The 13,423-nt window shown below is 53.1% G+C and carries 11 protein-coding genes; 10 read left to right on the top strand and 1 reads right to left on the bottom strand.

Features of this window, described 5'->3' with window-relative positions; translation table 11 throughout:
• Nucleotides 1–272 precede the first annotated feature (272 nt).
• From JYB85_RS02475 to JYB85_RS02430, 10 genes are read left to right on the top strand one after another with little or no spacing between them, the layout of a single operon-like run.
• Nucleotides 273–1,505 (top strand): cytochrome c, encoded by a 1,233-nt coding sequence (locus tag JYB85_RS02475; RefSeq protein WP_207380912.1) that lies wholly within the window; start codon nucleotides 273–275, stop codon nucleotides 1,503–1,505.
• Nucleotides 1,495–2,466, top strand: coding sequence for a c-type cytochrome (locus tag JYB85_RS02470; protein WP_207380911.1), 972 nt, complete (start codon nucleotides 1,495–1,497; stop codon nucleotides 2,464–2,466). Before JYB85_RS02475 ends, JYB85_RS02470 begins: the two co-directional genes overlap by 11 nt.
• A complete protein-coding gene (locus JYB85_RS02465) occupies nucleotides 2,463–2,939 on the top strand; it encodes a TlpA family protein disulfide reductase (protein WP_207380910.1) in 477 nt (158 codons plus the stop codon). Before JYB85_RS02470 ends, JYB85_RS02465 begins: the two co-directional genes overlap by 4 nt.
• Nucleotides 2,936–4,420: a sensor histidine kinase gene (locus JYB85_RS02460; RefSeq protein ID WP_207380909.1), complete on the top strand. Its 1,485-nt coding sequence runs from the start codon at nucleotides 2,936–2,938 to the stop codon at nucleotides 4,418–4,420. Before JYB85_RS02465 ends, JYB85_RS02460 begins: the two co-directional genes overlap by 4 nt.
• Nucleotides 4,413–5,642 carry an ATP-binding protein gene (locus JYB85_RS02455; protein WP_207380908.1) on the top strand — a complete coding sequence of 410 codons (1,230 nt, stop codon included), beginning with the start codon at nucleotides 4,413–4,415 and terminating at the stop codon, nucleotides 5,640–5,642. Before JYB85_RS02460 ends, JYB85_RS02455 begins: the two co-directional genes overlap by 8 nt.
• A 3-nt stretch (nucleotides 5,643–5,645) precedes the next feature.
• Nucleotides 5,646–6,992, top strand: coding sequence for a sigma-54-dependent transcriptional regulator (locus JYB85_RS02450; protein WP_207380907.1), 1,347 nt, complete (start codon nucleotides 5,646–5,648; stop codon nucleotides 6,990–6,992).
• Complete coding sequence (locus JYB85_RS02445; RefSeq protein ID WP_207380906.1) at nucleotides 6,989–7,702, top strand: tetratricopeptide repeat protein; 714 nt, start codon at nucleotides 6,989–6,991, stop codon at nucleotides 7,700–7,702. The genes JYB85_RS02450 and JYB85_RS02445 overlap by 4 nt, the downstream gene beginning before the upstream one ends.
• On the top strand, nucleotides 7,699–7,992 hold the full coding sequence (locus JYB85_RS02440) for a c-type cytochrome (RefSeq protein ID WP_207380905.1): 294 nt from the start codon (nucleotides 7,699–7,701) through the stop codon (nucleotides 7,990–7,992). Before JYB85_RS02445 ends, JYB85_RS02440 begins: the two co-directional genes overlap by 4 nt.
• Nucleotides 7,989–9,059: a ligand-binding sensor domain-containing protein gene (locus JYB85_RS02435; protein WP_207380904.1), complete on the top strand. Its 1,071-nt coding sequence runs from the start codon at nucleotides 7,989–7,991 to the stop codon at nucleotides 9,057–9,059. The genes JYB85_RS02440 and JYB85_RS02435 overlap by 4 nt, the downstream gene beginning before the upstream one ends.
• Nucleotides 9,056–10,189: a ligand-binding sensor domain-containing protein gene (locus JYB85_RS02430; RefSeq protein WP_207380903.1), complete on the top strand. Its 1,134-nt coding sequence runs from the start codon at nucleotides 9,056–9,058 to the stop codon at nucleotides 10,187–10,189. The genes JYB85_RS02435 and JYB85_RS02430 overlap by 4 nt, the downstream gene beginning before the upstream one ends.
• Before the next feature lie 230 nt (nucleotides 10,190–10,419).
• Here the strand turns inward: JYB85_RS02430 and JYB85_RS02425 are convergent, their stop codons facing one another.
• Nucleotides 10,420–13,059: an RCC1 domain-containing protein gene (locus JYB85_RS02425; protein ID WP_207380902.1), complete on the bottom strand. Its 2,640-nt coding sequence runs from the start codon at nucleotides 13,057–13,059 to the stop codon at nucleotides 10,420–10,422.
• Nucleotides 13,060–13,423 lie beyond the last annotated feature (364 nt).

The following is a 13,423-nucleotide window of genomic DNA, read 5'->3' as shown; positions in this document are numbered from 1 at the left end:
AAGCCGACAGCAAGCTGCTGACTGCTAGAATACAGGCCACTGCCGTTAGGGGTCCCTTGAGTTTCACCATGAGATATCCTGCAAAGTTCCAGTTGGGTTAAGGGTCATTGTCTTGGTGAGAGACTATCAAAAAATTTAAAAATCAAGTGTGATCCATTACACAATTGCATCAGGCTCTGCTGATGTACAACCCTTAACCTTGTTAGTATACCTGCATCCAGTGTTGCCGGAGGCCGTTGAGTTCCATGGAAAAAACAAACCTTATCAGATGCTTGTTTAGCGTCCTCCTCTTCAGTTTTACCGTCGTCGGCCAGGCAGCGGACACGCCTTCTCAGCAAGCCGCGAACGGTGCCATGCTGTGGCGCAACAACTGTGCCCAATGCCATGGTGCGGACGGTCGCGGTGTCGCTGCGATGCGTGAGGCCGGACATTTTATTGACTTCACCTCCATTGCTGCCGAAGTCAGTATAGACAGACCCAGAATGCTGATTGCGGTACGTGACGGTAAACCCGGCACGGCCATGATGGGATTTCGTGACAAACTCAGCTATGAGGAAATCATCGCTGTCGTCGACTATGCCCGTGAAACCTTTATGGCCAAGCAGGACAATTTTGCCCAGTACGATGAGGGTAAAAAGCTATTTGAACGCCACTGCTCCGTGTGCCATGGCGACAGAGGTGAAGGAGCCATCATGGCCCAGGCCGGATTATTCCCCAAACCTGCTGTATTTACCGACCCAGCCATGAAAAAGCTGCTGGATCGCAACCGGATGATATTCTCCATCACCAACGGCAGACCGCAGACCGCCATGACCTCTTGGGGCAAACGCCTCGGTGAACAAAAGATTAACGCCATCGTCGATTACATCAGGGTGGTCATCATGGATGTCCCCCGTATCGACGGCTATCTTGGGCGTCCCCTTGGGGAAGGTGCCGATAGCAGCGATCCCTTCCTGTCCGGTGGCGACGTTCAAGGAACCACAGCCTCACAGATGCAAACCACCAGCCAGACCGCCAAGCAAGATAAAGGGGTCGATCCCTTCCTGGACAACCAGGGTTATGACCCCAGCAAAGATCTGAACATCAAAGATGACAGCATCATCTTCGGTGAGGCCGTCCATGACCACGGCGCCCATATGGGAGCCAAGCTCGATATCAATGCGCCACTGCCGGTGAAGCTGACAGCGGATCGGGCTGCCGGCAAGGAACTGTACAACAAAACCTGTATCACCTGTCATGGCGAGCACGGTGATGGCCAGGGGCCACGCGCTTTCTTCATCTTTCCCAAACCCAGGGACTTCACTCATCCGGCGGCGACCGAAAGTTTCAGTCGCGCCCACATTTATGAGCGTATTCGTATGGGGGTGCTGGGTTCCGAAATGCCGGCCTGGGGTCAGGTATTGACCAAGCAGCAAATGGCGGATTTGACCGAATACGTGTTCAGCGAATTCATCGCCCCGCGCAACCCCAAGGTGAAAAACACTCAGGTGGCCAATGAGCAATAAACTGCTTGGGGTACTGCTGTCCTTGCTCAGCTTCTCTGCCTTGGCAGAGGTGGATGCCGACCACGAAGCCGGCAGACAGCTGTACAACTACCGCTGCTATTATTGCCACGGCTACTCGGGCGATGCCAAGACTCTGGCGGCAAGCTGGATGGATCCCAAGCCGGCCAACTTTGCCGCCATGTCCCTTGGCGATCGAACCCAGGAACAAATGGAAGCCGTGGTACATCAGGGCATAGAGGGTACCGCCATGATGAGCTTCGATTATTTCCTGTCCGATACCGAAGTGACCACAGTTGTGCGCTTTATCCGCAAGGAATTCATGGAAAACAAGGCCGCCAACACCCACTACCATACTGCCGAGGCGGGTTGGCCCAACCATGAGCGCTACCAAGCCGCCTTTCCTTTTGCGACCGGAGAGTTGCCGGTCGATCTGGCGGATGACAAGCTCAATAACGAGCAACGCGCAGGTAAGGTTTTGTATTTAAAAGCCTGCATCAGTTGCCACGACCAGGGCAGGGTTGAGTCACAGGGCCCTATCTGGCGTACGGAAAGCATTTCTTACCCCCGTAACAACTACTCTTTTACCGAATTTGACGGCGTGACCGGGGCATCGGTATTCCTCAAGCACGACAGACCCGAAATTCAGCCCGGGCTCAGTGAATCGGCCAAAAAAGGCCAACTATTGTGGGATGGCAACTGCGCCTTTTGCCATGCCAAAGACGGTACAGGTCATAATTGGATTGGCAGTTTTCTGGAATACAAACCCCGGGATCTGACCTCCAGCCAGTTTATGGGCCAACTCACCCGGGCAGAACTGAAAGAAAGGATAAAATCCGGCGTGGTCAATACCTCCATGCCGGCATGGCGTGATGTGCTCACCGAAGAGCAATTGGAACAGCTGATTGATTATATTGAACAAGCCTTCCACCCGTTAAAGGCAGAGGGAGGGACACAGGGATGAACAAGCTATTGCTATCCCTGCTTATGCTGGCGGCATTGGCCGGTGGCCTGACTGCGAAGAACATGGGGGACTCTGCTCCCCTGTCGCAGGCAAATGGCTGGTTAAAGCCGCTATTTACTCAAAGCAGCGAAAGTGGACTGCTGATTGTCAATTTCTGGGCCAGCTGGTGTGCGCCCTGCCGCCGGGAGATGCCCATGCTTGATGGCCTTTACAGAAACGGCATGCCGATATTGGGTTACTCCATGGATGAGGACCGCTTTCTGGCCGATGAGTTTTTAAGGCGCTACCCGGTGACATTCCCCAATTTGATAGGCCGAGCCACCGAAGCCAACCAAATACAGGTATTTCCCACCACAGCAATCATCAATTCCCAGGGTCAGCCCCTGTATGTGCACCAGGGTGAACTGGATGAAACCAGTCTGCTCAACGCCTGGCGAGAATTGACGGCAGAGTCTGAGGTCGTGCGGCCATGAACAAATTATCCTATTACCTGATGTTCAAATTTCTCAAGTTGCGCACCCAGGCCATGGGCTTGCTGGCCATGGTCCTGGTCGCCATCCTGCTGACCAGCTCCTACGCTCTGTCAAAAAAGGATGAGCTGTACCACTTTTATGGCCAGATACTGCAATTGAACAGCCAGAGCGAAGATCTGACCAAGTCACACCTGATACTCATAGAGGTGATGACAGATCTGCTGATGCTCAAACAGCCCCTTGATCAGGATGGTAATTTTGACCGCAACCTGCTGAGCGGACTGCACCAGAACTTCCTCGCCCTGGCGGAGGCCAAAAATGTCATTGCCGGCATCATGCCCGAACATACACAAGACATTGAACAACTGCTGAAAATGATGGCCGCCATGGTCATGCAACCCTCAAGTGAGCTGGTCAACAGTGTGTTGGCTCAGTCACGTCAAACCAACCATAACCTGGTGACGGCATTGCAGGAACAGCAGCAGTTACGAAGTCAATTGTCGGAAAAATATCTGCAAACAAGTGAAGAATCGGCCCAAGTGGTGATGATGGTCGTGCTGCTGATAGCCCTGTTCACCTCTGTCCTGTGTATCAGCTTTTTCAGCATGCTCACCAGCAAGATCAATCTGGCGGTGAAACAAATTCAACTGCTGGTACGCAACCAGAAACCCGAACAATTGCCCGTCAGTCGCAGTGATGAAATTGGCCAGCTGTTTTCGGCGGTCAACCAGGTTTCCATTGAGTTGGAAAAGAAAGACCAGCAACTGGCCTTCGGCCGCTATACCTATTTCAACCAGGTGCGCAGTGCCTCGCTCAAACATCTGGTGGCGGGACTGATCCACGAACTGGGCAACCCCATCGCCGGCATCAAGGGCTTGCTGGGCGCCTACGAAATGTCAGACCCCGAGCAGCGGACCGAAGCGCTGGAACTCATCACCCAGCAGGTGGAAAAGCTGGAGGCCTTCAATACTCATCTGGTGAATTTTGCCAGCGAATATGGCAGCGATTCGGAAATTCTCGACCTCACGGAACAGGTCAAACAGTACATCTATTTCCTCAATCTGGATGAGCGCTGGTATCAGGTGGATATCCAGATGGATATAGTGAATGACATCCCTGCGGTACGGGCCTCCAGGGAACAGATGAGCCTGCTGCTAAACAATATCTGTGACAATGCGCTGCTGGCACTGCAAAAAAGCTTTAAAAAGAATCAAACCTTGCATTTCACGCTGCAAAACGCAGACAACAAGGTGCAGCTGGAGATTGCCGACAATGGCATAGGCATGTCGCCCCAGCTGATCGATGTCTGTCTGGAGCCCTATATCACCACCCAGGAAGACATAGCAGGCGCCGGCTTTGGTCTGAGCATCTGCCGTTCGGTGATGGAGGATATCAAGGGCAGCATCACCATCAGTTCGGAGCAGGGGAAAGGCTGTAAAGTCACCCTCACATTCCCCAGGGAGGATCTAGGCAATGAGTAAGACCGGCATTAAAAGCGCCCTGGCGTTTACCCTGTTGCCACTGCCGGTGCTGGCAGCCAACGAGCAGCTGTCTTCCTATATCATCATCAGCTGTCTGGGGCTGCTTATCCTCTGGTTACTGCTGCTGGTGTGGCATTTGCGCAAGTTTCGCCTCGACCTGGACTGGATAACCAGCACCAGTTTGCCCACTCTGGTGCTCAATGAAGACGGCGAAGTACTGCGCAGTAATGGCAAGGCCAACGAGATGCTGGATCTCACCATGCGTTCCGTTCAGGGAGAGCATATCGACGAGCTGATCCAATTCCACGACCCCGACGTTCAGGAGACTGAGATCACGCTGCAACTGCTGATCAACAACAGCAGCCTGCTGTACAAAAGCAAAAAGTACCCCGACACGGTTTTCCGGCTGCAGCGCAGTGTATTTTACAAGGACAGCTTCTGCTTCCATCTCATCAATGAGACGGAACGAATGATGTTTTCCAATTCCTTTAGTCAGGCGCAACAACTGTCCACCAAGTCCAAGCTCATCGCCAGCGCCATGCACGAAATGGGCTCTCCCATGGTGGCCATTGAGGGCGGTTTGGAATACATGTTGGTGATGCTTACCGAAGATCAACTCGATGCCGACAGCAAAACGGCCATGATCGACATGACCAATCGCATGCTCAATGAGGCCCGGCGCATCAACAACATCAAGCTGGAATTCACCGGCCTGTTCCGCGACACCACCAGCACGGTGGAATACCATAACCTCAACGATCTGATAGTGCGGGCCTGCAATCTGATGAAGTATGACAAGCGCATGCTCAATATCAGTCTGGGTTATCATCTCAATCGTGACATTCCGGCCATCAAGTTCAATGAAGGCAAGATGTTGCAGGTGTTGCTGAACATCCTGGTCAACGCCGCCGATGCCCTGGTGGAATGCTACTGGCGCACAGAGAAGAAAATCCAGGTCAGCACCCATATGGAATCGGATGGGGTTCGTTTGAGCATTGCTGACAATGGCGTGGGTATGTCCTTTGACGTGCTGGAAAAAGCCGCCGACCTGTATTTCTCAACCAAGAATCGCGGAAATGCCAGCAGCGGCAGCGGCCTGGGGTTGGTGATCTGCAAAGATCTGATCAAAGAAATGGGCGGCAAGATGGACATAGAGTCCAAAATCAATGAAGGCACCACAGTGAACATTCACTTCAGGTGTGAGCAGCAAACTGCGGAATAACCAATGAAAGTACTGAAAATACTGGTAGTCGACGACGAGATAGCCATAAGACAGGTGCTGGCGCACGCTATTCGCCGCCTGGGCCACGAAGTCATTACCGCCAAAGACGCCGAAGAGGCCCTGACCGAAATGGCCGCCAATGAAGTGGATGTCACCTTCAGCGATGTGCGCATGCCGGGCATGACAGGCATTGAATTAATAGAAGAGGCCAGGCGCAGAGGACACGAGTGTTTCTTTGTCATCATGACCGCCTTTGCCTCGGTATCGACGGCCATAGATGCCATGCGCTCCGGTGCCTACGACTACATGATGAAACCACTGCGCAACGAGGACGTGGAGCACAGGATCAAGCTCATTGCTGATCTGATCGATTTGCGCAACGAAAACCACGCCCTGCGCAATGCCGCCATGCAAGTGTCCGATAAGGTGTTTCATTCTGCTTCCGAAGCCATGGCCAGGGTCGATCGCATAGTGGCCAAGGTGGCCAATACCGATGCCACCCTAATGATCTGTGGTGCCAGCGGCTCGGGCAAAGGGGTAACGGCCAAAAATATTCACAACGCCAGCCGCCGCGCCAACAAGCCTTTTATTCCGGTCAACTGTGCCGCCATTCCCGAGCAACTGCTGGAAAGTGAACTCTTCGGTCACAGCAAGGGCGCATTCACCGGTGCCAGCACCAAGAAAATTGGCCTGTTTGAGGCGGCCTCGGGTGGCACCCTGTTCCTAGACGAGATAGGGGAATTACCGCTGGCCATGCAGGCCAAGCTGTTGCACGTGCTGGAAGACAAACAAATCCGTCCCGTGGGCAGCGATCGCTTCACCCCTGTGGATGTGCGCATCATAGCCGCCACCAACCGCGATCTGCCGGGCATGATAGAACGCAACGAGTTTCGGGAAGATCTCTATTTCCGCCTCAACGTGTTTTCCATAGTGCTGCCATCCCTCAGCGAAAGACGCGAGGATTTGCTGCCCCTGTTCCGCTTTTTCCTGGAAAACGAGCGCAAGAAACTCGGTATCAGCCAAAGCTTTGAGATTGATGCCGAGGTGGAGGCCGTGTTGATGGGCTATGATTTTCCGGGCAACATACGGGAACTGGAAAACATTGCCGAACGGGCGGTGATCCTGGCGGAAGACAACCTGATCCGGGTTGAGGATCTGCCGCAACAGCTGTACAAGCGTGCCGGTGTAAGCTTACCTGAGGAAACCAACCTCAGGGATCGCCTGAAACAATACGAACAACAGATAATCAAAGAAACCCTGGACAGTGTCGACGGGGACCGCCGCGCCGCGGCCAAACTCCTCGGTCTTGGCCTGTCCAGCCTGTACCGCAAGCTGGAGGAATATTCATGAGTCCATATCGACACATTGCCCTGCCCCGACTGCTGTGGCTCCTTAGCGCCCTGCCCCTGGCCCCGACAGCCCTGGCAGAGGCAGCCCCCGAAGCACCTGCCCAGTTAGAGTCCGAGAAGGCACAGCCCGAACAAGCGGTACAGCCTCAGGAAACCGATATGGAAAAGGCCGCTCGCCTGCTCCAAGAGGGGCGCCAAATGTATGCTCAGGACAATATGTTTGAGGCCATGCCGCTGCTGCAGGAGGCCGCCGAATTGGGACTGCCGGAAGCCCAGGGATTCTGGGGCTTTGTACTGCAAAAAGGCGGCACCACGGATGCCGCCCTTGAGATGTATCAAAAAGGGGCTGACGGGGGCGATGCCTTTGCCAAGCTGCAGCTGGCGGGCTTCCTGCTCAGAGGCGATTTCCTGCCGCAAAATGTGGAACAGGGCTTTGCCATGGTGAACGAGTGCATCTCAAAGGAATATGCCCCGGCCATGGTCGTGCTCGGCAACATATACGCTGCAGGCCAGTTTGGTACTGCCAAGGATGAAGTTAAGGCTCTGGAGCTGCTTGAGCGGGCTGCAGATTTGAACGATATCAATGCATTGACCAGGTTACACTTGATTTACCGCGACGGCTTGCTGGGGCAGGCTGCGGATCCAATAAAGGCCGCCGCATACGCGGAAAAAAGCAGTCAATTGCAAGCAATTAAAGGAAATTCGCCATGAACAAGCAGCTGCTGTTTGCCATTTTTTGCCTGAGCAGCTTTTCTGCCGCGGCCAACAATAATGGTGCCGATCTCTACCAGCGCCATTGCGCCCAATGCCATGGCAGCGACGGCGAACCCGTGATGCCGGGTGCGGCCAATTTCAATTTGCAGCAGGGGCTGAATCAATCACCCAAGGCACTGGCGCTGCGCATTGAAAATGGTAAACGTTCCTGCCCCCCATTCGCAGGCATACTCAACGAACAACAACTATATGATCTGGTTAGCCATTTAAGGAAAATGGGACGATGAAGTTAAACCTGGTTTTACCCTTGCTCTGCGGCCTGTCCCTGCTGGGCTGTGGCAGTCCCAAGCCACACGACGACACGCCGTTTCAACTGGTGGAAAACTTTCAGATGGGTGAAAGTCTGGTGGTTCGTTCACTGGCACTGGAACCCAAGGAGAAGTCACTCTGGGTCGGCAGCTCAGTCGGCGTAAGTGAAGTCAATTACGTGACCGGGGAACTGCAGCGCACCTTTAACCGCGATCACGGCCTGGCCAATGAATACGTGTTTGCCATCAACGTGGCCCCGGACGGCACCAAGTGGTTCGGCACCAACGCCGGCGGCATGAGCCGCTTCAAAGATGGCGAATGGAAAACCTTTTTCCCACTGCACGGTTTGGCGGATTACTGGATTTATTCCTTCGCCAATCATCCCGATGGCAGCCTGTGGATAGGCACCTGGGCCGGTGCCAACCGCCTTGATCCCAAAACCGAAAAATTCGAGACCTATGTTGAGCAGCTGATCAACGAATGGGTCTATGGCATAGCCGTCGATAAAAAAGGCGATATCTGGTTTGGTACCGAAGGCGGCGTCACCCATTACGACGGCAAAAACTGGCAATCCTGGGATCACAAGGATGGTCTGGGCGCCGCCAACGACAGCAATCTGCCCTACAGTACCAATACGGGCTTGGGTACCCGCTCTCGTCATGACCTGGGGGTATTCTCCGGCGGTCAGGCTACCTACAACCCAAGCTACGTGTTCTCCATTTTGGTGGACAAACGCGACCAGAGCATCTGGGCCGGCACCTGGGGTGGCGGCGTAGGTCATTTGGTCGATGGCAAATGGCACAACCTCGATGAATCCCAGGGACTGCAGGGCACCATAGTTTACGCTATCGCCCAGGAACAGGATGGCGCACTCTGGTTTGGCACCGAAAAGGGGCTGTCCCGCTTTGACGGCGAACATTGGCAGTATTTCCACAAGGGCACGGGCATGATCAACAACAACGTCTATACCATTGCCATCACCCCGGAAAATGACGTTTGGGCAGGCACCCAGGGTGGCGTTACCCATCTGCGGAGGAACAAATGAAGCGCGCTTTAGTCTCTCACTGTATCGGTCTGCTCATTGGAAGCCTGACCCTGTTGCCAGCGCAAGCCGCCGATATGCCGGCCAAGGATCCCAGCAGTAAATTTGTCCGCTATGCGGTGGGTGAGCGTAACGTCAAGGACATCTTTGCCGATGGCAAGATCATCTGGGTCGGCACATCAGGTGGCCTGGTGCGCTATGACACCGAAACCGATGAGTATCGTCACTACGATGTCCGCAATGGTCTGTTGGCCAACGGGGTGTTCCATGTCAGCCGGCTCAATAAAGAGAAACTGGTGGTGGGCACCTATGGCGGTGGCCTGACCCTGCTCGACGAAAACACCGGCCACTGGCAACGCTACAATGTGCCGGAAGGCTTGGGCGACCCCTTCGTCTATGACTTTCTGAAAATGAGCAATGGCGACCTCTGGATTGCCACCTGGACCGGTGCCAACCGCATCAAAAAGGGCCAGATGGACAATCCCGATGCCTGGGAAGTGTTCACCGTCGCCAATACCCAGGGCGGCCTGCCCAACGACTGGGTCTACGGTCTGGCCGAAGGTAAAAACGGCGAGGTCTGGTTCGCCACCGAAGGGGGGCTGGCCCGCTTCAAAGACGAAACCTGGACCCACTGGACCCATGCCGATGGCTTGGGCGCCAACTATGATGACGTCAAGGAAGAAACCTCCTTTGGTACCGACCCTGCCGCCTACTCCCGCCACCATGCCAAGCAGAAAATGGAACAGGGCTTACAGGGGGTCAATACCGCCTATAACCCCAACTACATAGTGTCGATGACGGTGGCTGACAATGGCGATGTCTGGGTAGGCACTTGGGGCGCAGGCCTCAGCCACTTTGACGGCAACAAGTTCGAAGTGCTGACCAAGAAGGATGGCCTGCCGTCGAATCACGTGTTTATGCTGCACGGCGACAAGGGCAGTGACGGCATTTGGCTTGGCACCAACATGGGCCTGTCACTATTGGGTAAAGACAACAAGGTCATCAAGACCCTAAACCGCGAAGATGGCCTGGTGGCAGATACAGTGTTCTCCATGGATATAGACAATCAAGGCGAATACTGGATAGGCAGCTACGGCGGCGTTACCCGTATCAAGGCAGCAAAGGACCAGTAGTCTGAGCCTGCCCTTGCATAAAAAAACACCCCGGCTCAATTAGAACCGGGGCGTTTTGTTTCCATCAATTTGAATACCTAACCAGACAAGATCACCAGCCAGCTTTGGCATTGGTGTTTTCTGTCATACCAAACTCTAAACATCATCCGTAATCTAAACACCACGGTATAGCCTTCTAAAATTGGCTCTACCGTGACTTATCAGGTATTACGCTATTCCCAGTAAGGACATTATTGTTTTCGTCTAATCTTGCCGGGCGGCTGATCCGGCCTGCCATTGGGCCTTGCCACAGTGATTTGTCCCAAATTGAAACTGTTGTTGTTTTCATCCGACTCGGTTTGAGTATTGGTTGCATCAATCAACAGCATCAAAAAATAACTTGTGGCTTGAGTGGTGATAGGAATATTCACCTGGTTGGAATATGCCAAGGTCTCGCCACTGTTCATACCCGTTAGCAGCACAGAATTAAGGGCTATGTCGTTGGCGTCAATCTGATTGTCGGTGGACAGATACCATTGGGCCACAAAAGGCTCTGACGACGTGCCTATACTGCCAAGGTTACTGATGGAAAACTCGGCATCCAGGTTGCTGCCGGCATTGATGCTGCCGGTTGTGGTTACTGAAGCGCTGACGATTTGCAAATCTATGTTTTGTAAATTGGCTATTTGGCAGCTTCTGCTATCATCCAATGGAAGGCTTCCAGCAGGTGGAGGTAACAGTATTTGCACTGGCTCTTCCACAACAGGGGTTATACCTTGACCAAGCTCAGGACCGTTATTCCATCCCCAAGACCAAAGCCCGCCATCACAACTGACGCCGGTCGCATGAAAAGAGTCAGCTCCAAAGCCCAAATCAAGCCAGCCGCTTGATGATGGCATTCTTGCCGGTAGATTTTGATTTCCAGCCAAACTGCCCAAGCCAGTTTGCCCTTTATGCCCCCAAGACCAATGGCTGTTGTCTGCTTTTACTGCTACCGAATGGGAATCCCCGGCGCCTATTTCCACCCAATCATTATCTACGCCTATACGAGTGGGCTGATAAACATCCTCAAAATTCCCGAGCCCTGTCGGGCCGGATCCACCATTCCCCCAACCCCAGATGCTGCCATCCTTTTTAAGAGCTATGCTGTGGCTGTCTCCAGCGGCAACGGCCTGCCAATCATTGTCGGTACCTATACGTACCGGAGACAGTCTGGTTTCAGTAGTACCATCACCCAGTAAACCATGAGAATTATCACCCCAGGCCCAAAGACTGCCGTCACTTTTAATGGCCAGGGTGTGGCCCCAACCGCCGGCAACATCTCGCCAGTCCGTATCACTACCCACTTGAGTGGGCACGTTCCGGTCGACATCTGTACCATCACCAATCTGCCCATAATCATTCTGGCCCCAGCCCCACAGCCTGCCGCTGCTATCTATGGCATAGGAAGTATCTTCGGCGGCGGCAATTTTGACCCAATCGGTGCGGTTGCCTATCCGTGTTGGTGTATCCACTTGGAGCCAATACACATCCGGATCATTTTCCAGCCCCAAGCCGAGCGCGCCGCTATAGTTACTTCCCCAAGACCAGATACTTCCGTCTTTTTTCAGGGCAACGACTTGTGTCCAGCCCACCCTAATATCGGCCCAATCGGTATCTGTGTTCACTTGCTGCGGTTGCAAAATCGCGGGCGTTTGTAAGTATCCCCACTCATCAAGCCAACCATTATTCAAGCCAAGTTCCGCGCCATAACCCCAAGACCAGAGTGTTCCGTCGCTCTTTATTGCGAAAGAACTTCGCCCCCCGGTTCTGGTCACTTGCCAGTCGCTTTCAGCTCCAATCTGTCCAGGAAGGCGATAGTCAATTCCCCTGAAACCATATTTGTAATCATCAACGCCCCAGCCCCAATAACTGCCATCGGCTTTTTGGGCAATGGCAAAATTGTTGCCGACGTTGACATGGGTCCAATCACTACTTGTTCCCACTTGCTCCGGTTGTTCGATGACGCGGCTCTTATATCCATCAACTGACTGCTCGTCGCTTTCAATAAAATTGCCCCATTGCCATAGGGTGCCATCCTCTTTGATGGCTGCATAAAACCCCAACAAACTATCCACCTCCAGCCAGGTTGAGTCATATTTTTGTACTGGTTCTGGCGCAGCCTGCCACAGACTTTTATCTTTTTTAACAACCAAAACTGTATCGGTACTTTGACTGAAGGATTGCCAATCTGTATCCACCCCGGCCCTATTTTTGTCAATACGATAGACCATTCGATTAGTTTGATAATCGTAAGAAGAGGTTCGTTTAAAATACCAAAGGCTATGATCAGCGCGTATAGCCCAAAACCTTTCAAAATATGCAGCATCCAGAGCCACACTCAACCACACATCCGTGCCACTATCGAGAGATTCGATAACAAATGTGGCTCTATCCGCTTCGGGTTCGCGGTACTGCCAACTACCCAGCCAAATGCTGCCATCCGTTTTGCGAAGTATTGCGTTACCGTCCGACCCGCCAACACTTACTTCGACCCAATCATTATCTGTGCCCAGCTGCTGAAGTCCATTGGATGAATCCCAATCATTCATCCACAAGCTACCATCGGATTTGATACTCAGAACCAAGTATCGTGACGCGCTCACCTGAAACCAGTTGCCGGAAATAGCTTGCGGCGATTGAATGACGTCGGAAAAAGAGCCTAAGCCTATCTGGCCGTTGCTGTTTTCTCCCCAGCTCCAGAGGCTGCCATCCTCCTTGATGATGTGAATGCTGTTGTTGCCAATTTCGATCTGCGGTGCCGCCTGGGCATGTAACCAGGGAAGTGCCAACCCGAGCAGGGCCAACCCGCACTGGATTTGGGTTCGTCTAAAGTGAGTTTTCTTCGGCATGGATTCTGTCCTTGCAAGCCTGAGGGTAATTGTTGTTGTGGAGGTTTAAATCTGGTTGTCACGCACGAAAGTACGCACTGGTGTGCGCTGCGCCAGTGGGCATATCCTGCGTGTTTCTGCCTCGGTTGAGGCCTGATTGCTGACGACATCCATGTATTGCGGTCTTCCCTGTTAGGAATAAGATTCAAGGAGTTGAGCTTTCGAGCTGCCTGGCGACAAGCCATAAATGCCCAAAAATTAGCCGCAGATATTACTGACTGTGACCGGACTTTGATTTGACTCTAATCAAAAAGAGGTAGAAGGTTTTTGAGGGCTATTTTCAAAAATGAGAATGGCTGCTGCAGGAAAAAGCCTTGTAAGCCAA

It is taken from the genome of Shewanella sedimentimangrovi, assembly GCF_017354965.1.
Classification (GTDB): domain Bacteria; phylum Pseudomonadota; class Gammaproteobacteria; order Enterobacterales; family Shewanellaceae; genus Shewanella; species Shewanella cyperi.
This window is presented reverse-complemented; position numbering and strand designations above follow the sequence as displayed.